The organism is Exiguobacterium sp. s102, assembly GCF_018618635.1.
GTDB lineage: Bacteria > Bacillota > Bacilli > Exiguobacteriales > Exiguobacteriaceae > Exiguobacterium_A > Exiguobacterium_A oxidotolerans.
Map to the genome: position 1 here is coordinate 557,032 of NZ_JACSML010000001.1, position 22,422 is coordinate 579,453.

General features: G+C 49.0%; 17 protein-coding genes, 1 other RNA gene, 1 pseudogene and 1 other annotated feature. All 19 genes and pseudogenes read left to right on the top strand.

The window, feature by feature from the left end:
• The first annotated feature begins 33 nt into the window (after positions 1–33).
• The 19 genes and pseudogenes from KNQ02_RS02660 (at position 34) to KNQ02_RS02755 (ending at position 22,381) form a co-directional block, all read left to right on the top strand.
• Positions 34–1,464, top strand: a complete 1,431-nt coding sequence (locus KNQ02_RS02660; protein ID WP_214804390.1) for an L-aspartate oxidase — start codon at positions 34–36, stop codon at positions 1,462–1,464.
• Positions 1,433–2,275 (top strand): carboxylating nicotinate-nucleotide diphosphorylase, encoded by an 843-nt coding sequence (nadC, locus tag KNQ02_RS02665; RefSeq protein WP_214768680.1) that lies wholly within the window; start codon positions 1,433–1,435, stop codon positions 2,273–2,275. The genes KNQ02_RS02660 and nadC overlap by 32 nt, the downstream gene beginning before the upstream one ends.
• Entirely contained in the window at positions 2,265–3,362 is a 1,098-nt protein-coding gene (gene nadA, locus KNQ02_RS02670) for a quinolinate synthase NadA (RefSeq protein ID WP_088837525.1), read from the top strand. Before nadC ends, nadA begins: the two co-directional genes overlap by 11 nt.
• Before the next feature lie 127 nt (positions 3,363–3,489).
• Positions 3,490–4,083, top strand: a complete 594-nt coding sequence (gene ruvA / locus KNQ02_RS02675; protein WP_029331039.1) for a Holliday junction branch migration protein RuvA — start codon at positions 3,490–3,492, stop codon at positions 4,081–4,083.
• A gap of 7 nt (positions 4,084–4,090) precedes the next feature.
• Entirely contained in the window at positions 4,091–5,086 is a 996-nt protein-coding gene (gene ruvB, locus KNQ02_RS02680) for a Holliday junction branch migration DNA helicase RuvB (RefSeq protein WP_088837524.1), read from the top strand.
• A 3-nt stretch (positions 5,087–5,089) separates the two neighbouring features.
• Positions 5,090–6,133: a tRNA preQ1(34) S-adenosylmethionine ribosyltransferase-isomerase QueA gene (gene queA, locus KNQ02_RS02685; protein WP_088837523.1), complete on the top strand. Its 1,044-nt coding sequence runs from the start codon at positions 5,090–5,092 to the stop codon at positions 6,131–6,133.
• Positions 6,130–7,275, top strand: a complete 1,146-nt coding sequence (tgt, locus tag KNQ02_RS02690) for a tRNA guanosine(34) transglycosylase Tgt (protein ID WP_088837522.1) — start codon at positions 6,130–6,132, stop codon at positions 7,273–7,275. The genes queA and tgt overlap by 4 nt, the downstream gene beginning before the upstream one ends.
• Positions 7,276–7,345: 70 nt before the next feature.
• Positions 7,346–7,636 carry a preprotein translocase subunit YajC gene (yajC, locus tag KNQ02_RS02695; RefSeq protein ID WP_029331035.1) on the top strand — a complete coding sequence of 97 codons (291 nt, stop codon included), beginning with the start codon at positions 7,346–7,348 and terminating at the stop codon, positions 7,634–7,636.
• Positions 7,637–7,790: 154 nt separating this feature from the next.
• Positions 7,791–10,002, top strand: a pseudogene (secD, locus tag KNQ02_RS15605) (protein translocase subunit SecD).
• A 70-nt stretch (positions 10,003–10,072) separates the two neighbouring features.
• Positions 10,073–12,382, top strand: a complete 2,310-nt coding sequence (recJ, locus tag KNQ02_RS02710; RefSeq protein WP_088837521.1) for a single-stranded-DNA-specific exonuclease RecJ — start codon at positions 10,073–10,075, stop codon at positions 12,380–12,382.
• The gene (locus tag KNQ02_RS02715; protein WP_029331033.1) at positions 12,361–12,879 is read left to right on the top strand and encodes an adenine phosphoribosyltransferase; all 519 of its coding nucleotides are present in this window, start codon (positions 12,361–12,363) and stop codon (positions 12,877–12,879) included. The genes recJ and KNQ02_RS02715 overlap by 22 nt, the downstream gene beginning before the upstream one ends.
• Before the next feature lie 140 nt (positions 12,880–13,019).
• The gene (locus KNQ02_RS02720; RefSeq protein WP_214807267.1) at positions 13,020–15,218 is read left to right on the top strand and encodes a RelA/SpoT family protein; all 2,199 of its coding nucleotides are present in this window, start codon (positions 13,020–13,022) and stop codon (positions 15,216–15,218) included.
• Between the two features lie 12 nt (positions 15,219–15,230).
• Positions 15,231–15,668 carry a D-aminoacyl-tRNA deacylase gene (gene dtd, locus KNQ02_RS02725; RefSeq protein ID WP_088837519.1) on the top strand — a complete coding sequence of 146 codons (438 nt, stop codon included), beginning with the start codon at positions 15,231–15,233 and terminating at the stop codon, positions 15,666–15,668.
• 56 nt (positions 15,669–15,724) lie between these two features.
• Positions 15,725–15,947 (top strand) — a binding site (T-box leader).
• Positions 15,948–15,990: 43 nt separating this feature from the next.
• Positions 15,991–17,271 (top strand): histidine--tRNA ligase, encoded by a 1,281-nt coding sequence (gene hisS, locus KNQ02_RS02730; RefSeq protein ID WP_088837518.1) that lies wholly within the window; start codon positions 15,991–15,993, stop codon positions 17,269–17,271.
• A complete protein-coding gene (aspS, locus tag KNQ02_RS02735; RefSeq protein ID WP_088837517.1) occupies positions 17,268–19,031 on the top strand; it encodes an aspartate--tRNA ligase in 1,764 nt (587 codons plus the stop codon). Before hisS ends, aspS begins: the two co-directional genes overlap by 4 nt.
• A gap of 122 nt (positions 19,032–19,153) precedes the next feature.
• A complete protein-coding gene (locus tag KNQ02_RS02740; protein ID WP_214804392.1) occupies positions 19,154–19,738 on the top strand; it encodes a DNA-3-methyladenine glycosylase in 585 nt (194 codons plus the stop codon).
• Positions 19,739–20,047: 309 nt separating this feature from the next.
• Positions 20,048–21,235 (top strand): DASH family cryptochrome, encoded by a 1,188-nt coding sequence (locus KNQ02_RS02745; RefSeq protein ID WP_214807268.1) that lies wholly within the window; start codon positions 20,048–20,050, stop codon positions 21,233–21,235.
• 82 nt (positions 21,236–21,317) lie between these two features.
• A non-coding RNA gene (gene ssrS / locus KNQ02_RS02750) (6S RNA) lies at positions 21,318–21,507 on the top strand.
• A 109-nt stretch (positions 21,508–21,616) separates the two neighbouring features.
• Complete coding sequence (locus KNQ02_RS02755; RefSeq protein ID WP_088837514.1) at positions 21,617–22,381, top strand: tRNA threonylcarbamoyladenosine dehydratase; 765 nt, start codon at positions 21,617–21,619, stop codon at positions 22,379–22,381.
• The last annotated feature ends 41 nt before the right edge of the window (positions 22,382–22,422 follow it).

A 22,422-nucleotide genomic window follows, 5' to 3' on the forward strand; every position in this document is an offset into this window, starting at 1 on the left:
ATAGTAAACTAAAAAAACAGAGGTGTAAAACAAATGTCTTTACATAAACATTTCGTGACCGATGTCTTGATTGTCGGGACAGGGCTTGCAGCAATCACGGTCGCACTCCACTTACCGGACAATCTGCGCGCATTACTCGTCACGAAAGGAACTAGAAGTGAGACGAACTCGATGCGGGCACAAGGGGGGATTGCTTCTTCGGCGCTCGAGGATGATCACGAGGCACATCGCGCAGATACAGTCCGCGCTGCAAAAGGATGGGTGAACCCTGAAGCCGTGGAGTTCGTAACACGCGAAGGAAGGACAGTGATTTCTGAACTCGAAGCACTGGGTGTCATCTTCGACCGTCAAGAGAATGGTGAGTACGCGGTTGGGCGCGAGGGAGCGCACGGTCTTCCGCGGATATTCCATAGCGGGGGTGACCAGACTGGGTGCCGGATGATGGAAACACTATCTGAAAAAATCACGCATCCAGTCCTTGAGCAGACCGTCATCACACAATTGTTAACGTCTGGCGGACGTGTCGTCGGAGCAGCAGGATATCGCGGCGAAGAGCGGATTGAAATTTCAGCACGTGCCGTCGTCCTGGCGACAGGAGGAATCGGCGGCCTTTTGTCGACTTCGACGAATGATACTACGATCACCGGAGACGGATTAGCACTTGCTGCTGCCGTCGGGGCAAACTTGTCTGATTTAGGGTACGTCCAACACCATCCAACGATTTTAGTCCACCATGGAAAATCCGTTGGCTTAATCACAGAGGCGTTGAGAGGTGCGGGAGCATACTTAATGACGCGCGATGGTCACCGTGTGATGGACAATCATCCGGAAGGGGACTTAGCGGCACGGGACGAAGTGGCGGCTATGATCACGGCAGTCCGAAAACAGGAATCGGTTTACCTCAACACGACACCGGTCGTGCAATTAGCGGAACGCTTCCCGACATTCGTCCAAAAATGTGAAAAATTGAACATAAATCCAAAGCTTGTCGAGGTGACGACCGGTGTCCACTTTTTGATGGGTGGGATTAAAACGGATCTTGCAGGACAAACGTCCGTCGCTGGTTTGTACGCAGTCGGCGAGACGGCATCAATCGGATTACACGGCACGAATCGTCTCGCTTCGAACTCGTTGCTCGAATGTTTTGTGATGGGAAAAGCCGTGGCACGGCAGTTGCAGCTCGCACCTCGGAGGGCACTACCTGCATTCCGACCGGTCTTTGGATGTGAGGATGATGTTTTACAGGAGAAGTTGAGTGAAGTCTTAACGGTTGAACTTAAAGAAGACCGTCTTCAAGCCACCCTTGAGCAATTAATGAGCGAGTCGGTTCAGCAAACGGGGCGGCAGGCGGAACAAAATCGATTACACATCATGACGGGACGTCTCCTCCTCGAAGGAGCATTACGTCGATTAAAAGAGGAGCGACAAACGAATGAACAGATGGCACCTGCAGCAACAACTTGAAGGATTTTTAATCGAGGATATCGGACATCAAGACATCACGAGTGAACTTTGTCTGACTGGACACGAGCAAGGGACGGGACGATTCCTTGCGAAAGAGGATGGCATCTTTTGCGGCGTCGCCGTGTTGCGTGAGCTTGCACGATTGCTAGAGGTGACATTCATTCAACAGGTTGAAGATGGGCAAGCAATCAAGCGGGGACAAGTTCTTGCGGAATGGACGGGCGACTTGCGTTCGATTTTAAGCGGAGAACGGGTAGCGCTTAATTTGATTCAACGGACGTCAGGTATTGCGACATTGACACGCAGTGCTGTTGACCGGGCAGATGGACGAATTCGCATCGCGGATACACGCAAGACGACACCAGGTCTACGGATGCTTGAAAAACATGCTGTTCGCGTCGGTGGTGGCTTCAATCACCGGGGGCGCCTAGATGACGCCGTGATGATTAAAGATAATCACATCACGGCAGCAGGGTCGATCACGGAGGCAGTCAAACGGGCAAAACGTGCCGTCGGGCATACGACGCCGATCGAAGTCGAAGTCGAGACAGAATCGGAAGTCGACGAAGCGGTCAAAGCCGGTGTCGACATCATCATGCTCGACAACCGAACACCTGCAGAAATCAAACAGCTCCGGCAACTGATCCCATCGCATATCACGGTGGAAATTTCCGGCGGTATTACAGTTGATACGTTGCCAGACTACGCGGATAGCGGAGCAAATGTCATCTCAGTCGGGGCGTTGACACATTCAGCGCCGGCACTCGATATCAGTATGAAAATTCAAGGAGGAAAAAAAGATGAGCTTTGATTTATTGGCGAATCAAGGGATTCCCGGACAGTACTTAGAAAAAACAGAGGCAGAATTAATAGCAATCATTGAAGGGGTCAAACACCGGATGGGCAGTCGGTTGTTTTTGCCGGCGCACCATTATCAAAAGGATGAAGTCGTCCAGTTTGCTGACGCGACAGGGGACTCGCTTCAACTGGCGCAAATCGCGAAACAGATGACGGAGGCCGAGTATACCGTTTTTTGTGGTGTCCATTTCATGGCAGAAACCGCTGATATGTTAACACAGCCTGAACATACGGTCGTCTTGCCCGACATGCGTGCCGGCTGTTCGATGGCGGACATGGCGAACGGCTATCAAACGGAACGCGCCTATGCCTATCTCGTCAATCGGCTCGGTGACTCGATTTTACCTTTGACCTACGTCAACTCGACAGCAGAAATCAAAGCGTTCGTCGGACGCCATGGGGGAGCGACGGTGACTTCATCGAATGCTGTCAAGATGGTCGAATGGGCGCTTGCGGAACGAAATATCCTGTTTTTCCTGCCGGATCAACATTTAGGACGAAACACGGCGCATGCGCTCGGGATTCCGCTCGAACAGATGGCGGTCTGGGATCCGATTAACGATGAGTTGGTGTTTGACGGGGAGGATTCGGACATCCGCGTCATTTTGTGGAAAGGACATTGTTCGGTCCACGAAAAGTTCACGGTCGGTCAAATTGAACAGTTCCGGCTGACGGATCCGGCACGCCGGATTCTCGTCCATCCAGAATGCTCGTTTGAGGTCGTCGAAGCAGCAGATTTAAACGGTTCGACAGCCTATATCATCAATCAGGTGAAGCAGGCGGCAGCCGGCACGAAATGGGCGATCGGAACAGAGATGAATCTCGTCAACCGGTTGGCGAAGGATTTCCCGGAGCAAGATATCGTATCCCTCAATCCATTCATGTGTCCCTGCTTGACGATGAACCGGATTGATTTACCACACCTCGCCTGGTCACTCGAACAAGTCGAGCGTGGCACACCTGTCAACATCATCAGCGTCGATGCCGAGACGACGGAATATGCCGTCTTGGCACTGGAGCGGATGCTCGACCGATCATAAATCAGACGGCGCCTTGCCGATTAAACTCATCGGTGAGGCGTTTTTTGTCGGAAGAACATTTTGAAGCAAATCAGAGTTATATGCTACAATAGCACGAGAGTTTGTAATTGGATGGGAGCGTTCTAAATTGATAGAATTCGTACGCGGCGAGGTCGCTTATGTCTGTGCGGAATTCGTGACGATCGAAGTCGGGGGGATTGGCTACAAAATCGTAGCACCGAACCCGTTTTTTTATCGGACCGGAGACGAACAGGTTATCGTATATACGTATCATTATGTGAGAGAAGATCAAGAAGTATTGTTCGGATTCCGTTCACGACGCGAACGCGCATTGTTCACGAAATTGCTTGGTGTGACAGGAATTGGTCCAAAAGGGGCACTCGCAATCGTCGCATCAGGAAATGTTGACGCGCTTGTAGAAGCGATTGAACAGGAAAAAGAAAGTTACCTCATCAAGTTCCCGGGCGTCGGTAAAAAGACGGCGAAACAGATGACACTTGATTTAAAAGGAAAATTAGCCGAGCTCGCTCCGGATTATGTACCGAGCGAAGGGCTGTTCGCCCAAAGTAATGCCGAGTTGAACGAAGCATGTGAAGCCTTGACGGCTCTCGGGTACAGTGACCGTGAAGTCGAAAAAGTCAAGAAGGCGCTTCAAGCCGAAGTGCTCTCAACGGATCAATATGTCAAGCGGGCCCTTCAGTTGTTATTGAATGTGAGGTGAGGACAAAATGGAAGAGCGGATTTTATCAGAATCAGCCCATGCAGAAGATCAAGAAGAGTGGAGTCTACGTCCGCAAACACTTGATCAGTACATCGGTCAAGAGAAGGCAAAAGGAAACTTAAGTGTCTTCATCGAAGCGGCGAAGATTCGTCAAGAGACGCTCGATCACGTTCTGCTTTATGGCCCTCCTGGTCTCGGAAAGACGACACTTGCGACGATCATCGCCAATGAGATGGGCGTCGGTGTCAAGACGACAGCAGGACCGGCAATCGAGCGACCGGGTGACTTAGCAGCAATCCTCTCGTCACTCGAACCGGGAGATGTCTTATTCATCGATGAAATTCATCGGCTCAGTCGTTCAATCGAAGAAATTCTGTATCCGGCGATGGAAGATTATTGCCTTGATATCGTGATCGGACAAGGCGAACTGGCCCGCAGTGTCCGGATTGACTTGCCACCGTTTACGCTCGTCGGTGCGACGACGCGGGCCGGGATGCTGTCTGCCCCGCTCCGTGACCGCTTCGGTGTGACACTGAAACTTGAGTATTACACGATGCCGGAGCTCTCAGCGATTGTTACCCGGACGTCACGTCTATTCGGATTTGAAGCAGACCGGATGGCGGCGGAAGCCATCGCGCTCCGCTCGCGTGGAACGCCACGGGTCGCCAATCGCTTATTACGCCGGGTGCGTGATTTTGCCCAGGTCGCCCATCAAACAGAAATCGATGCGACACTCGCGACGAGTGCACTCGACCGGCTCCATGTCGATGCGCTCGGACTGGATGATGTCGATCACCGGTTACTCCGTTCACTCGCTGAACGGTTTGCTGGCGGACCCGTCGGACTCGAAACGATTGCCGCAACGATCGGGGAGGACGCACAGACGATTGAAGACGTCTACGAACCGTACCTGTTACAACAAGGATTTTTACAACGAACCCCACGCGGCCGGGTTTTGACACCGTTCGCGCGGCAACATTTAGGATTGAAAGAAGGAAATTGACTCATGGATGTAAACTTATTTGATTTTCATTTGCCGGAAGAACAGATTGCCCAAGTTCCCTTACTCGACCGGACGAGCTCGAAGCTGATGGTGATTGATCGTGAGACGGGAGCGTTACGTCACGAACGGTTCCATGATATCGTCTCGCATTTCAATGCGGGCGACACGCTCGTCATCAATGATACAAAAGTCTTACCAGCCCGTTTGTTTGGTGTCAAAGAAGAAACCGGTGGAAAAATCGAGCTGTTGTTATTGAAGCAGACGAGTGATGATGTCTGGGAGACGCTCGCAAAACCAGCGAAACGTGTGAAGCCGGGAACGGTGATTACGTTTGGTGACGGCTTACTTAAAGCTGAATGCGTCGAAGCGCTCGACGATGGCGGACGAATTTTGAAGTTCTCGTATGACGGTATCTTTTATGAAGTCCTCGACGAGCTCGGGACGATGCCGCTTCCACCTTATATTCACGAGCAACTCGACGATCAAGATCGTTACCAGACGGTGTATGCGCGCGAACGCGGGAGTGCTGCGGCACCGACTGCTGGACTCCACTTCACACCGGAATTGCTGAAAGCATTGACGGATAAAGGCGTTACACTAGCACCGCTCACGTTACATGTCGGTCTCGGTACGTTCCGTCCGGTTTCGGTCGATGACGTCGACAGTCATAAGATGCATAGTGAATATTATGAACTGCCGGAAAGTTCAGCAGCAATTTTACGTGAGACACGAGCGCGCGGCGGACGGATCATCGCGGTCGGAACGACGTCGACGCGGACACTTGAGACAGTTATCCGTGATCATGGTGACTTCGTCGAAGCGACGGGCTGGACGGACATCTTTATTTACCCGGGGCAGGAAGTGAAGGCGATCGATGGTTTGATTACGAATTTCCATTTGCCGAAGTCGACGTTAATCATGCTTGTCTCCGCACTGTCGACCCGCGAACACATTTTACACGCATACGAAGAAGCCGTCGCAAACGGATACCGATTCTTTAGTTTCGGTGACGCGATGTTCTTAACAAGAGAGGAATTAAACCGATGACAAAACACGCAGTAACATACGAACACATTAAGACATGTAAACAATCAGGTGCGCGGTTAGGAATCGTCCACACGCCGCACGGTAGCTTCGAAACACCTGTCTTCATGCCAGTCGGAACGCAAGCGACGGTCAAGACGATGGCACCGGAACAAATCAAGGACATGAACGCAAACATCATTCTCTCGAACACCTATCATCTCTGGGTTCGTCCGGGGCACGACGTCATCAAAGAAGCAGGCGGTCTACACAAGTTCATGAACTGGGATGGCGCGATTTTAACGGATTCTGGTGGTTTCCAGGTCTTCTCACTCGCTGACCTCCGGAACATCACGGAAGAAGGCGTCCACTTCCGGAATCACTTGAACGGGGACAAGCTGTTCCTCTCACCGGAAAAAGCGATGGAGATTCAAAACGCACTCGGTTCAGACATCATGATGGCGTTTGACGAATGTCCGCCGTTCCCGGCGTCACACGAATACATGAAAGCATCGGTCGAACGGACAAGTCGCTGGGCAGAACGTTGCTTGACGGCGCATGAACGGCCGCAAGATCAAGCCTTGTTCGGGATCATCCAAGGGGGCGAGTACGAAGACTTACGTCGTCAAAGCGCACGTGACCTTGCATCACTCGACTTCCCAGGCTATGCCGTCGGTGGTTTGTCTGTCGGAGAACCGAAAGATGTCATGTACCGGGCGCTCGAATTCACGACGCCACTCATGCCGGAAGATAAACCACGTTACTTGATGGGTGTCGGATCACCGGATGCCTTGATTGAAGGGGCGATTCGCGGTATCGATATGTTCGACTGTGTCTTACCGACGCGGATTGCGCGTAACGGAACGTTGATGACATCAAGCGGCCGGCTTGTCGTCCGTAATGCGAAATATGCACGCGATTTCCGTCCGCTCGACGAAAAGTGTGATTGCTATGCATGTAAAAATTACTCACGTGCCTACATCCACCACTTGATTCGTGCCCAGGAAACGTTCGGTTTACATCTCTGTTCGACACATAACCTTCACTTCCTCGTCAAATTGATGGAGGGCGTTCGCCAAGCGATTCGAGAGGACCGTTTACTTGATTTCAAGGATGAGTTCTTCGAAGAATACGGTTATAATTTACCAAACGCAAAGAATTTCTGAGTTATCATCTGACAAATCAATCGTTTCAAGGTATAATGAACGTGATTTGAATGAAAAGGAGCTGAGTCAGATGCAACAACTAATCACATTCCTCCCGATGATTTTGATCTTCGTGGTGTTCTATTTCTTGTTGATTCGTCCACAGAACAAACGCCAGAAGCAAGTCCGTGAAATGCAAACGCAATTATCACGCGGCGACACGGTCGTTACAATCGGTGGACTCCACGGAGTCGTACAAAAGGTTGATGAAACGACAGTTACATTAAAATCAGGGAATTCCCAATTGACGTTCAATCGTAGTGCAGTCGCGGAAGTTACAAAAAAATCAACGACTGTCATGGACGACGAAACCGTCGAATAAGGCAAGAAAAAGACGCTTTCCGAATTTCGGAGCGTCTTTTCTGTCTTTATATGAGAAAAACGATTGCTATGATTACCAATTCTTATGTAAGCTAGGATAGGATACGAAAGTTGTCTGAAAATATACTGGGGTTTTAGAGAAAGGACAATGTAGCATGGTTAAGAAAGGAAAACTAGCCACGTTCTTCATTATCGTCGCCGCATTACTCATCTTGATCGGCACGACGTCGACATGGCTCTTGAAAGACACGAAACTCGGTCTTGATTTAAAGGGCGGGTTCGAAGTGTTGTATGAAGTTCAACCCTTAAAAGAGGGGGATGTCATCGATGATACAGCGATGAGCGCGACGTTGACGGCAATCGAAAACCGTGTCAACGTTCTCGGTGTATCGGAGCCGGACATCCGAATCGAAGGGAAAGACCGGATTCGTGTACAACTCGCGGGTGTCAAAAACCAAAGCGAAGCACGTCAGATTCTATCTTCGACAGCCGAGTTATCATTCCGTGATATCGACGATAAGCTGTTGCTTGACGGATCGGATTTAAAGGCGAAGGGTGCGAAAGTCGGATATGATCCGAATACGAACGAACCACTCGTCGAATTAACATTGAAATCAAAAGAGAAGTTCTATGAAGTGACACAACAGATTTCGCAAAAACAAGCGCCGGATAATCGTCTCGTTATTTGGCTTGATTATGCGAAAGGTGACACGTACGAAAAAGAGATTCAAAAAGAAAATTCGAAAATTGTATCTGATGCGTCAGTCAATCAGCCAATCAACTCGGATAAAGCAATCATCTCGGGTGGCGATATCGACGCCGAGTACGGAAAACAATTGTCATCCATTTTAAATGCTGGGGCATTACCGGTTAAGCTTGATGAAATCTACTCGACATCAGTGTCGGCGGCATTCGGGAAAGATGCGCTTGATCAAACATTATTTGCATCAATGATCGGTGTTGCGGCAGTCTTCTTATTCATGTTGCTGTTCTACCGTGTATCTGGTTTCGTCTCAATCATCACGTTGTTGTTCTATATTTACCTCGTCATGATCTTCTTCAACGGAATCAATGCCGTCTTGACCTTACCGGGTATCGCGGCACTCGTCCTTGGAGTCGGGATGGCGGTCGATGCGAACATCATCACTGCAGAGCGGATTAAAGATGAGCTACGTAGTGGGAAATCTGTTTTGTCGGCATTCAAAGCCGGGAATCGCCGTTCATTCGGAACGATTTTAGATGCGAACTTAACGACGCTGATTTCAGCAGGTGTCCTCTATTACTTCGGAACGAGTACCGTCAAAGGGTTTGCGATCATGTTGATGGTTTCGATTGCCGTCACGTTCATCACGAACGTCTTCATCTCTCGTTACTTGATGCAACTTCTTGTCAGTAGCCGTTGGTTTGATAAGAAAAAATCATGGTTTGGCGTAAAGGAGAGTGAAATTCGTGAACTTTAATCCTACGAAATTCGATTATGTAAAACATCGCAAAGTCTACTTCACGATCACAATCGCTTTAGTTCTCCTGTCGGTTCTGTTGCTTTCATTCCGAGGCTTGAATCTCGGGATTGACTTCACGGAAGGGACACGTGTCGAAATTTCTTCGGAAAATCAAATCGAGGAAAGTGAAGTCCGGTCCGTCATTGAAGAAGCGGGAATCGACGCAAAAGAAATCGACGGGATTCAGTTCGCGCAAGGCGGTACGCTCGCGAACGTCACGTTCGTCGGTGAGTTCAGTCAAGAACAAGTCGCGGAAATGAACAAAACGATTGAAGCGAAATATGATAAAGCACCAAGTATTTCAACGGTCTCCCCACAAGTGGGTCGTGAGATCGCCCGAAATGCGATGTACGCTGTCTTGCTCGCTTCAATCGGAATTGTCATCTATGTCTCGTTCCGTTTCCAACCGACGTATGGAATCGCGACAGTGCTTGCTTTGCTCCATGATGCCTTGATGATCATCGCGTTCTTCTCACTCTTCCAAATCGAAGTCAACCTGTACTTCATCGCCGCCGTCCTGACGATTATCGGGTACTCGGTCAATGATACGATCGTGACGTTCGACAGGGTGCGTGAAAATTTAGGGCGTGCTGAAAAAGGCGGCAGAACCGTTTCGTTTGATGAATTATGCGACGTCGTCAACGAATCGATTCAGCAAACGATCATCCGTTCAATCAATACGGTCGTGACCGTCATCATGACGGCTGCCGCCCTCTATATTTTCGGAAGTGAAGCGATTCGTGGTTTCAGTCTTGCCTTGCTTGTCGGTTTGTTCATGGGGATGTATTCATCGATCTTCATCGCTGCGCAACTTTGGCTCGTCATGAAAAAACGCACATTAAAACAACCAAAACAAGCTTCATGAAGACAATCCGCGTTGGGTATCCCTGACGCGGGTTTTGTCTTATAATGGGGAAGTTGATTGGAGGGATTGGATGTATCATTCAAAAAAAACATGGCTCGACAAAGCAGTCGATCCGCTAAAAATAGACGAGCTGGTCGCGCAAGCGTCCGTCTCACCGAACGTAGCCCGTCTGCTAGTCCAGCGTGGTCTCGAGACGCCGGCTCAGGCAACGGCCTTTTTAGAAGCAGGACAAATGCCGTTCCACGATCCATTCCTGTTTCAGGATATGGAAAAAGTCGTCGCACGGATTAAAGAAGCTGCCGATCAAGGTGAAATGATTTTAATTTATGGGGATTATGATGTCGATGGTGTCAGTTCGGCTGCGATTTTGTGGCATGCGTTAACTGAAATCGGGGCAATGGCAGAATGTTATATCCCGAACCGGTTCACGGAAGGCTACGGACCGAATGAAGCGGCCTTCCGCTGGGCGGTCGAAGAAGGATTCGGATTAATCATCACGGTCGACTGCGGGATTTCAGGTATCAAGGAAGCAGCCGTCTTAAAAGAGTTAGGTGTCGACCTCATCATCACCGATCACCATGAGGCGAAAGAAGTTCTCCCGGACGCCTATGCGATGATTCACCCGGGTGTCGATCGCAACTATCCGTTCTCAAAACTCGCTGGGGCAGGTGTTGCCTTTAAAGTCGCACACGCACTGCTCGAACGTGTCCCGACGGAGTTGCTTGACCTCGCCGTGCTCGGAACGATTGCCGACTTAGTACCGCTCGTCGATGAGAACCGGTTGCTTGCGACAAAAGGAATTGAAGCGTTGAATGGAAGTGAGCGTCCCGGCATCTTGGCACTACGCCAAGTCTGTAGTTTGACGGAAGACGAACTGACGGAAGAATCGGTCGGGTTCGCATTCGGTCCCCGGATCAATGCGGCCGGTCGACTCGATTCCGCGATGCCGGCACTTGAGATGTTACTTGCTGAGACACTCGAGGAAGCCGTCGTACTTGCGAACCAGCTCGACCAACAAAATAAACAACGGCAAGACATCGTCAAACAAATCGCGGAAGAAGCGACAGCACTTGTCGAAGAAAAATATCTAGAAGACCGTGTGCTTGTTGTTGACGCGGACAACTGGAACCCGGGTGTCGTCGGCATCGTCGCCTCACGACTCGTCGAGAAATATCACCGTCCGGTCATCATGCTTTGTCATGATGCGGAGAAGGGGACGGCGAAAGGGTCTGGTCGCTCGATTGCAGCCTTCGATTTATTTGCCGAGTTGACGCTATGTGAAGACATCTTACCGCATTTCGGTGGACACCCGGCAGCTGCCGGCATGACACTCTCGTCGGATGACGTCGTCACGTTACGTGAACGCTTGAATGCACAGGCTGCCAAACTACCGGATGAAGCCTTCATCGCGACGATTGAGATCGACTTGCGGCTATGCGTCTCTGACGTTTCAATCGGATTGATTGAGGAAATTGGTCGCTTAGCTCCGTTCGGTATGGGGAATCCGGCACCACGGATCGTCATCGAAGACGCTAAAATTCGGGACATGAAACGGATCGGCCGTGATTTGACCCATTTGAAGGCGCTCTTATCGGATGGAACGTCAGAGTTAGACGGGATTGGTTTCGGTTTCGGTGACGCGGTAGACGAAATTTCACTACTCGCTGAAGTCTCCTTGATGGGGAGTCTGAACATCAATGAGTGGAATGGTTTTCGGAAGCCGCAATTGATGATTCAAGATTTGGCTGTCGCCGATTATCAATTATTTGATTACCGCGGTGGGAAAAAACCATTAACGGACATTTTTGAGTTGCCCCAAGAACAGACGACGCTCGTTGCATTTTCGGACGAGACAAAACAAAAATATGCCGAGCGTCCGCTGAATGGAGCGATTCATGAAAATGTTGTGTTCCTCGACTTACCGGAGACGGAAGAAGCATTCTTACCGTACTTGAAACAGGCGGAGCGGATTTATTGTGCGTTTAAGGATGAAGGGTACTACTTCGAGGCGATTCCGTCGCGTGAAGACTTCAAGCATTACTTTAATTACTTCGCAAAATGTCCACGCGAAGAGTTGCGAATCGGACTCGTACGTTTGTCGAAAACAAGAAAATGGTCGAAACGTTCGATTAACTTTATGCATTCAGTGTTTTCGGAACTCGATTTTCTTGTTACAATGGAGGACGGGCTACCGGGTGTGAACCCTGACGCTGAAAAACGAGATTTGACGGAGGCCGCGACGTACAAGCGTCATGAAGAACGTCAACGTCTCGAGCAACAATACATTTATTCGTCACTCGCTCAGTTGAAAGAGCGTTTTGATACTTTAGTGGAAGCGGCGAAGCAGGAGGAAATGACATGGAGTTCAAACAGCATATAAAAGAGGTCGAGAACTGGCCGAAAGAAGGAATCAGCTTTAAAGACATCACATCATTGATGGAAAATGGTCCGGCTTACAAACAATCGGTCGATGCACTCGTCGATTACGCACGCAAGCAAGGGGCAGACGTTATCGCAGGACCGGAAGCACGTGGATTCGTCGTCGGTTGCCCTGCGGCATACGCGATGGAAATCGGTTTTGTGCCCGTTCGTAAAGAAGGCAAGCTCCCTCGTGAGACAGTCCGTGTCGAGTATGGTCTTGAGTACGGCAAAGATGTCTTGACGATGCACCATGATGCAATCAAACCAGGGCAACGTGTTGTCATCCTGGATGATTTGCTTGCGACAGGCGGGACGATTGAAGCAACGATCAAAATGATTGAACAACTTGGTGGTACGGTTGCCGGAATCGGGTTCTTGATTGAATTGGATGGACTTGGTGGACGTGAAAAATTAGCAGGTTACGATATTTTGTCATTGATTCGCTACGAAGACTAATGACAGGAATACTCTCCCGACGAACTTGTCGGGGGGGTATTTCTTTTTATTTTGACATCTTATAAAGATTTCACGATAATAGAAGGTATATATTAGGGATTTAGGCGGAAGCAATCCCGGGGACTGGGTGAGGAAAAGGGATGACAAATAAACAAATCGTAAACGTAGAAGACCTTCTCGCTCGATGTGCGGAATACATGACAGAGGCAGAAGTGAACGATATTGAACGTGCCTACCAATTCGCAAAAGACGAGCATGATGGACAATTTCGTCGATCGGGTGAACCTTATATCATTCACCCGGTACAAGTTGCCGGGATTCTTGTCGACATCGGACTCGATGCCACGACGATTGTCGCAGCGCTTCTTCATGACGTCGTAGAAGATACAGACATTACGCTTGAAGAGTTGACGGAACGCTTTGGACCGGACGTCGCGATGCTCGTTGATGGTGTGACGAAACTCGGGAAAATTAAATATAAATCCAAACGTGAAGAGTTAGCAGAGAATCACCGGAAGATGTTCATTGCGATGGCAGAAGACATTCGTGTCATCTTGATTAAGCTTGCTGACCGTCTGCATAACATGCGGACCTTGCAACACATGGTCAAAGAAAAGCAAGTTCAAAAAGCGGAAGAAACACTCGAAATTTTCGCGCCGCTTGCACACCGTCTCGGGATTTCGACGATTAAATGGGAGCTTGAAGACATCAGCCTCCGATACATCAATCCACAGCAATATTACCGGATCGTCTCGATGATGAAACAAAAACGAACGGAACGTGAAGCGCTCGTTAATTCCGTCATCGGAGAGGTCAATGAAGTGTTGGATGAAGTACAGATTGCTGCTGAGGTCGACGGTCGTCCAAAACACATTTACTCGATCTATAATAAAATGCAAAACTCGAAAAAAGAGTTCAGTGAAATTTATGATTTAATGGCAGTCCGAATCATCGTGGATTCAATCAAAGATTGTTACGCGGTCCTTGGTATCATTCATACGCAATACAAACCGATGCCGGGTCGATTCAAAGATTACATCGCGATGCCGAAACCGAACATGTACCAGTCGCTGCATACGACCGTCATCGGACCGAAAGGGGAGCCGCTCGAAGTTCAAATTCGGACACGGGACATGCACTTCATCGCCGAGTACGGAATCGCCGCACACTGGGCGTACAAGGAAGGAAAAGAGCAAGAGGCGAAATCGGGCTTCGAAGACAAGATTGCTCATTTCCGTGAAATCCTGGAGTTACAAAAAGATACAGCGGACGCGGAAGAGTTCATGGAATCCGTCAAAGTCGATTTCTTTAGTGATATGTTGTACGTCTTTACACCAAAGGGCGACGTCATCGAGCTACCGAAGGGCTCTGTCCCGATCGATTATGCTTACCGTATTCATACAGAGATCGGACACCGGACGATTGGTGCGAAGGTCAACGGACGGATGGTTCCAATCGATTATAAATTGAAAACGGGCGATATCATTGAAATCGTTACGTCGAAGCATAGTTACGGTCCAAGTAAGGACTGGTTAAAAATCTGTGTCTCGAGTCAAGCGAAAAATAAAATCCGTCAATGGTTCAAACGGCAACAGCGCGAAGAAAATGTCCTTAAAGGGCGCGAATTGATTGAAGCAGAAGTTAAAAAACTTGGTTTTGAACCGAAGGAAGTCATCACGGATAAAACACTCGAAGACGTCACGCGGAAGTTCAACTTCGGTCAAGAAGAAGACATGTACGCCGCAGTCGGTTACCATGGCTTGACGGCTGCCCAAGTCGCTCACAAATTGACGGAAAAGTTACGCAAAGATAAAGAATCTAAAAATCTTGAGTTGAATGACGCCATCAGTGAGATGAAAACATTTGACCGTCCGAAAAAACAAAATCCAGAAGGTGTGCGTGTCAAAGGCATCGACAATATGCTCGTCCGGATGAGTCGCTGTTGTAGCCCGGTTCCCGGGGACGACATCGTCGGTTATATTACGCGTGGACGCGGGGTGTCGATTCACCGTTCGGATTGCCTGAATGTTTTGAATGAACAAAATCCGGAACGCTTGCTCGAAGTCGAGTGGGAGCATGAAGGAAAAACGGTCAAGAGTTATAACGTCGAAATCGAAATCTCGGGGTACGACCGTGCGGGTCTACTCAATGAAGTATTGCAGTCTGTTTCAGCAACAAACACGAACATCGTTGCCGTCAGCGGTAAAGGCGATGACAGCAAACAAGCGAAGATTTCGATGACGATCGCGATCAATAACGTCAATCACTTACAAAAGGTCGTTGACCGGATTAAACAAATCTCAGACGTGTATGCAGTCCATCGCGTCATGATGACGTAAGGAGCGGATAGGATGAGAGTCGTTTTACAACGCGTCAAAGAAGCGAGCGTGACGGTCGACGAATCAATCATCGGTCAAATCGATCGGGGATTTTTATTGCTCGTCGGTGTCACGCATGAGGACACGCTCGATCAAGTCAATTGGTTAGCAGATAAAATTGCCGGGCTACGCGTGTTCGAGGATGAGGAAGAACGGATGAATCGTTCACTCGATGATGTCGACGGGAAGATTTTATCCGTCTCCCAGTTCACGTTATACGGAGACGTCAAAAAAGGGCGGCGTCCGGCATTTACCGAAGCCGCGAAGCCGGATCTTGCAAATGAACTTTATGAAGCTTTCAATACACGACTTCGCTCGAACGGTGTAACGGTCGAAACGGGACAGTTCGGTGCGATGATGGATATTGCCCTCATCAATGACGGACCGGTCACGTTAATTTTAGAAAAGTGACCAAAGTCTTGACAGGACTTCGGGAACGATGCAATATAAATGGTAATAGAACGATTATAGAACCGATGACGAAGAGGAGTAGTCCAAGACCTCGTCTGCTTAGAGAGTCGCCCCTTGGCTGAAAGGGTGATCAGATGAATTGGGTGAAAGACCCTTCCGAGGTATTTTCCTGAACACTGCAGTAGGGAAAATCGTAAGCAGGCGTTAACTGCACCGAGTGGCTGAATTTTTTCAGCAACCAGGGTGGTACCACGGGATCTTCAAGTTCTCGTCCCTTTGCGGACGAGGACTTTTTTGTATTCATTTTTAAGGAGGAATTAGGATGAAATTACCACGCGGTACGTTTGATATCCTTCCAGGGACGGTTGAACGCTGGCAGTATATCGAAAATCAATTACGTGAGATCAGTAAACGATACAACTATAAAGAAATTCGGACACCAATCTTTGAAGAAACAGAACTCTTCAAACGGGGTGTCGGAGAAACGACCGACATCGTTCAAAAAGAAATGTTCATGCTCGAAAAACGCGGAAAAGATCAATTTACGCTTCGTCCGGAAGGGACGGCAGCGGTCGTGCGTTCATTCGTGACGAACAAACTGTACGGAGCACCGAACCAGCCGACGAAATTGTTCTACATCGGACCGATGTTCCGTTATGAACGTCCGCAAGCAGGACGTTTCCGTCAGCTCCACCAGTACGGCGTCGAAGCACTCGGCAGTGAAGAACCGGCAATCGATGCAGAAGTCATCAGTCTCGCAATGAGCATCTACCGGTCATTCGGTCTGAAACAATTAAAACTCGTCATCAACTCGCTTGGTGATAGCGAAAGTCGTGCCGCGCACCGCGAAGCACTCGTCAATCACTTCAAGCCGGTCGCACACGAGCTGTGTCAAGATTGTCAAAACCGTTTAGAAGCGAACCCGTTGCGTGTCCTTGACTGTAAAGTCGACCGGAACCACCCGAGTATGGCGACGGCACCATCGATTCTCGATTTCTTGAACACGTCATCGAAAGATTACTTCGATCAAGTCTTGTCACACCTCGATGCGTTAGGGATTGAATATGTCATCGATCCAACACTCGTCCGTGGTCTTGACTATTACAATCACACGTCGTTTGAAATCATGTCCGAGGCAGAAGGTTTCGGTGCGATTACGACGCTTTGCGGCGGTGGACGGTATAACGGTCTCGTCGAACAAATCGGTGGACCTGCGACACCGGGGATTGGGTTCGGAATCGGAATCGAGCGTCTCTTGATGGCACTTGAGAATGAACAAGTCCTGCCGGAAATCGACGAGGCAATCGATGTCTTCATCGTCGCCCAAGGCAACGAAGAAGTCGAAAAAACGGCGACACGTCTTCTCCAATTGATGCGTCTCGAAGGACTCACGGCAGATCGTGATTATCTTGGTCGTAAATTTAAGGGGCAATTCAAGGCAGCAGACCGGATGAAGGCGCGGTATACGGTCATACTCGGTGATGAAGAAGTTGAACGTGGTGCCGCAGCGTTAAAAAATATGGAGACAGGCGAACAGACAGATGTTCCCTTGTCGGCGGTCGCAGATACGATCGTCGCAAAATTAAAGGAGGCAACACAATGATCGGACGCACACATATGAATGGACACGTGACGGAAGATGTCATCGGACAATCCGTCCAGCTAAAAGGATGGGTTCAAAAACGACGTGACCTCGGGGGCTTGATTTTCCTCGATCTTCGCGACCGGACAGGAATCGTCCAAGTCGTCTTCCAACCGGAAAACGAACAGGCACACCGCTTAGCAGAATCGATTCGTTCCGAGTACGTGCTTGATATTAAAGGGAAAGTCGTCCAACGCGAAAATCCGAACCCGAACATGCCGACGGGGCTCGTTGAAGTCGTTGCGGATGAAGTCGTCATTTTGAACGCTTCAAAAATGACGCCATTCCCAATCAGTGAAGAAGCAGAGCAAACGTCAGAAGATCTTCGTTTGAAGTATCGCTACCTTGATTTACGTCGTCCGTCGCTCCAAGAGACATTCCGCCTCCGTTCGAAAGCGTCGAACATCATGCGGAACTTCCTCGACGAACAGGACTTCCTCGAAGTCGAAACACCGATTTTGACGAAGTCGACACCGGAAGGCGCGCGTGACTATCTCGTACCAAGCCGTGTCCACCCAGGTGAATTCTATGCTTTGCCACAATCACCACAGTTGTTTAAACAGTTACTGATGGTATCTGGTTTTGAGCGCTACTTCCAAATCGCACGTTGTTTCCGTGACGAAGACTTACGGGCAGACCGTCAGCCGGAGTTCACACAAGTCGATATCGAAACGAGCTTCATGGACGTGGAAGACTTGTATGCGATGATGGAGTCGATGATGACACGTGTCATGAAAGAGACACTCGGAAAAGACATCGTGACACCATTCCCACGGATGCCATACGCAGAAGCGATGAGCCGGTTCGGTTCGGACAAGCCGGATACACGCTTCGGTCTCGAACTGATCGATGTTGCGGAAGCCGTCAAAGGGGCGGGCTTTAAAGTCTTCGACATGGCACTTGAAGCCGGTGGCGAAGTCAAAGCATTGAACGTCAAAGGGGCGGCAGACAACTTCTCGCGGAAAGACATCGATAAATTACAAGAGTTCACGGCCATTTACGGCGCGAAAGGTCTCGCCTGGGTCAAAGTGACTCCGGACGGCTTAAACGGACCAATTGCCAAATTCTTTGATGAAGTAGCGGCTGCCCGTCTTATCGCTGCGACGGAAGCAGAAACAGGCGACTTACTCGTCTTCGTCGCAGCAAAAGCGTCAATCGTTGCCGACAGCCTCGGCGCACTGCGTCAAAAACTGGCGAAAGAACTTGGTTTGATTGACGAAACGGTCTTTAACTTCCTGTGGGTGACGGACTTCCCGCTCGTGACATTCGAAGAAGAAGACGGTCGTTTCTATGCGAACCACCATCCATTCACGATGCCACGCCGCGAAGATCTTGATAAACTCGAAACGGACCCGGGCAGCGTCCTTGCCGTCGCCTATGACCTTGTCTTGAACGGATATGAGTTAGGTGGCGGATCGCAACGGATTTATGAGCGCGATATCCAAGAGCGGATGTTCAAATTACTTGGTTTCACGGAAGAAGAGGCGAACGAACAGTTCGGTTTCTTGATGGAAGCATTTGAATACGGCACACCACCGCATGCTGGAATTGCACTCGGACTTGACCGCTTGATCATGTTACTCGCGGGACGGACAAACTTACGCGATACGATCGCTTTCCCGAAAACGGCGTCGGCGAGCGACTTATTGACTGCAGCACCGAGCCCGGTCTCGGACGCACAATTAAATGAGTTGTCAATCCGGACGGCTGTCAAACAATAATCATCACAACAGACTTTCTTCCTCTTTTGGAAGGGAGTCTGTTTCTTTTAGTTGAATTGGTTTTGACTAATTCAAGATTCTGATTTCCGTAAGAGTGATTGGAAGAATAGGAGGGGACAGCAATGGAACGGAGTTTTTTTGAACGATCGCCGCTTGAGGTCGGCAAAGACTTGATTGGAAGTGTGCTGACGGTTGATGACGTCACGATGCGAATCGTCGAGGTCGAAGCGTATCTCGGACCGTACGATCAAGCTGCACATTCTTACAGTGGCCGCCCGACGAAACGGACGGCACCGATGTTCGGTGAAGCGGGGCATCTCTATGTCTACTTCACCTATGGCATGCATCATTGCTTAAATTTCGTCTGTGGAGACGTCGGACAAGGGTATGCCGTTTTACTGCGTGGGGCGGAAATCATCTCAGGTCATGAGATCATCGCCTACCGTCGATTTAATAGATCGTATCACGAACTGACAAAAGCCCAACTCAAAAACTTAGTCAACGGACCGGCGAAGCTTTGTCAGGCCTTCGGGTTAACGACTGCAGAGTCGGGAGAAGATTTGTATCAAGAACGGTTCCGGCTCGTTGCGGGTCAAGCCGGACAAATCATCGAGACGACACGAGTCGGGATTCCGAATGCCGGTGAAGCGACACACTATCCGTGGCGGTTTTATGAAGAGGAAAGTCTTGGTGTCAGTAAAAAATGACAACAAAAAAGACGCGAGGGACGATGAAGTCCGTCGCGTCTTGACGTTTTATTTAGGGGTGTTCGTCGTTTTTTTAGATTGTTGTTGTTTATAAAACTTATAGACGATTGGTCCAACTGTCGTCGCGAGCGTGATTAACGTTCTTAATTTTCCTTTTTTAGCCATCTGCCTGTCACTCCTTACACCGTTTTGTATTAATTATATTCCACGAAAACAAAAAGCTGAAACCTTTTCGGCATATTGCAGAGTAGGCGAATCACGAAATCCTTGAGATGATGAAACTAGACGAGTGTGAGAGGAGACGAGATGATGAGTGGAATCGTATGGTACCGTGCTGATTTACGTGTCGATGATCACGAAGCCTTAGCACAGGCACGGCAGGCACATTCGACGGTCAAAGCTGTTTTTGTTCAACAACCGTTAAATACGAGACGATTTGAACGGGGACATGCGCAACTGAAATTTGAGCGTGAAACATTACAGACGCTTCAGAAAGAGTTAGGACGACTCGGAATCGAGTTAACGATTTTAACCGGGGACGTCAGCGAACAGTTGGGACGGTTTATGAAGCCGGGAGACGTCGTTTATTTTCATCGAATGACAGGGTATTACGAGTTAATTGATGAGCAGGCAGTGCTTGCACAATTCACGGCACGCATCTATGAAACACAGACGTTGTACCGCCGTGAACAAATCGGTAGCGATAAATTGGCGCATGTCTTTTCGGCCTTTCGAAAGAAAGTCGAGCGGTCGGGTCATTTTGAACAACCAATCGCGCTTGAATACCCTACGGCTGCTATTACGTTACCCGCTTATGACTCAGATGCTGCGTTTCCCTTTGAAGGAGGCGAGATGACGGGGAAAGCAAGATTAAAAGCGTATTTGGAAGGACCCGTTTTTACGTATAAGGAAACACGGAATGGTTTCGGTCGGGATGATTCCTCCAAATTATCGGCCTGGTTAGCGAACGGTTCCTTATCCCCACGCCGGGTCATGGCAGAACTTCAAAACGCGGAAAGACGCCATGGTGCTAATGAATCGACATACTGGTTGTATTTCGAGTTACTTTGGCGCGACTTTTTTCATTTCACGATGCGTGAGACAAAGAACCGATTATTTCTTGCACACGGATTAGGAGAAGGGAGTAAAGTCTGGTCGACGGACGAGTCAATCATTTCGATGTGGATCGAAGGACGAACCGGGCAACCGTTCGTAGATGCCTTCATGCATGAATTTCGAGAAACAGGATGGATGTCGAATCGTGGGCGGCAAATTACTGCGAGTTATTTGACTCATGAGCTTGGACAGGACTGGCGCGTCGGGGCGTCATACTTTGAAAGCCAACTGATCGATTATGACGTCGCTTCAAATTACGGTAACTGGGCTTATATCGCAGGTGTCGGAAACGCGACTCGAATTCCACGCTTCAATCCTACTTTTCAGCAGCAAATGTATGATCCGACAGGCGCCTTCACGAAGCGTTGGACATCACGCTGAGCCGTTAAAAAAATATCATTTTTTTAGAAGCAGATTGAGTTGCAATTCGGTTAGGGGAATGCTATATTAAATGCAACAGATGGGGTTCCTGAGATGTACGAGAGCCGCCTTTTATCTTTGAGCCACTCTTTTTTGATAGGGAGTTTGACGTTCCAACTAGTAGTACATGCCTCGTAACACAGCAGGAGGACGTACGAATAGGAATCGGATAAGACACCCACCTGCACAGCAGGTTCAAAAATAAGGTATCGACACGGCACTTCGGGTCCCATCGTCTTTTTATTAAAATTAAAAAACGTTTTAAAAAAGACACGTCGCATGACGTTTTTTTTTATGATATAATTCCGAGTAAAACAGTATGAGAATTGTGAGGTTAGAGAAATGTTGCATCAATTTTCACGTAATGAATTAGCAATCGGTAAGACGGGACTTGAAGCATTGGCATCAAAGTCTGTCGCTATCTTAGGAATTGGCGGCGTCGGATCGTTTTCAGCAGAAGCACTGGCACGGAGTGGTGTCGGACGATTGATTCTCGTCGATAAAGATGACATCGATATCACGAACGTCAACCGGCAAATCCATGCCTTGCTCCCGACCGTCGGACAGCCGAAAGTCGATGCGATGGCAGATCGTTTGATGTTGATTAATCCCGACATTGAGATCGTCCGTCTGAAGATGTTTTACAATGAAGAAACGTACGAATCCTTTTTTGAACAACAACCGGACTATGTCATCGATGCATCAGATACTGTCTCGTTCAAGATTCATTTAATTAAAGAGTGTAAACGACGAAACATTCCAATCATCTCGAGTATGGGGATGGCAAATAAAATGGATCCGACACGGATTAAGATCGTTGACATCAAAGACACGACATATGATCCGTTAGCGAAAGTCATCCGGACACGTTTACGCAAGGAAGGGATCCATAAAGGGGTTCCTGTCGTCTTCTCGGATGAACCACCTGTCAAAATCATCGAAGAAGTGCGTCAAGTCGTCGGAAATGACGAAGCGGTTATTCGAAAAGCGAAGATGCCCCCAAGTTCGAACGCATTCGTTCCGTCAGTCGGTGGTTTGATTGCAGCAAGTCACGTCATCAATGAGATCGTTCGCGAAGCAGGCGTTACGATTGAACGCGTCCGTTAAAAAAAGCGACCACTTCGGTCGCTTTTTCGCATCTTGAATGG

What these genes read in the sequence shown, in the direction of transcription:
- KNQ02_RS02745 (WP_214807268.1), top strand. Translation starts at nt 20,048, where the DNA reads ATGAGTGGAATCGTATGGTACCGTGCTGATTTACGTGTCGATGATCAC.
- KNQ02_RS02720 (WP_214807267.1), top strand. Translation starts at nt 13,020, where the DNA reads ATGACAAATAAACAAATCGTAAACGTAGAAGACCTTCTCGCTCGATGT.
- KNQ02_RS02755 (WP_088837514.1), top strand. Translation starts at nt 21,617, where the DNA reads ATGTTGCATCAATTTTCACGTAATGAATTAGCAATCGGTAAGACGGGA.
- KNQ02_RS02740 (WP_214804392.1), top strand. Translation starts at nt 19,154, where the DNA reads ATGGAACGGAGTTTTTTTGAACGATCGCCGCTTGAGGTCGGCAAAGAC.
- tgt (WP_088837522.1), top strand. Translation starts at nt 6,130, where the DNA reads ATGACAAAACACGCAGTAACATACGAACACATTAAGACATGTAAACAA.
- ruvB (WP_088837524.1), top strand. Translation starts at nt 4,091, where the DNA reads ATGGAAGAGCGGATTTTATCAGAATCAGCCCATGCAGAAGATCAAGAA.
- queA (WP_088837523.1), top strand. Translation starts at nt 5,090, where the DNA reads ATGGATGTAAACTTATTTGATTTTCATTTGCCGGAAGAACAGATTGCC.
- aspS (WP_088837517.1), top strand. Translation starts at nt 17,268, where the DNA reads ATGATCGGACGCACACATATGAATGGACACGTGACGGAAGATGTCATC.
- KNQ02_RS02660 (WP_214804390.1), top strand. Translation starts at nt 34, where the DNA reads ATGTCTTTACATAAACATTTCGTGACCGATGTCTTGATTGTCGGGACA.
- recJ (WP_088837521.1), top strand. Translation starts at nt 10,073, where the DNA reads ATGTATCATTCAAAAAAAACATGGCTCGACAAAGCAGTCGATCCGCTA.
- yajC (WP_029331035.1), top strand. Translation starts at nt 7,346, where the DNA reads ATGCAACAACTAATCACATTCCTCCCGATGATTTTGATCTTCGTGGTG.
- nadC (WP_214768680.1), top strand. Translation starts at nt 1,433, where the DNA reads ATGAACAGATGGCACCTGCAGCAACAACTTGAAGGATTTTTAATCGAG.
- nadA (WP_088837525.1), top strand. Translation starts at nt 2,265, where the DNA reads ATGAGCTTTGATTTATTGGCGAATCAAGGGATTCCCGGACAGTACTTA.
- dtd (WP_088837519.1), top strand. Translation starts at nt 15,231, where the DNA reads ATGAGAGTCGTTTTACAACGCGTCAAAGAAGCGAGCGTGACGGTCGAC.
- KNQ02_RS02715 (WP_029331033.1), top strand. Translation starts at nt 12,361, where the DNA reads ATGGAGTTCAAACAGCATATAAAAGAGGTCGAGAACTGGCCGAAAGAA.
- hisS (WP_088837518.1), top strand. Translation starts at nt 15,991, where the DNA reads ATGAAATTACCACGCGGTACGTTTGATATCCTTCCAGGGACGGTTGAA.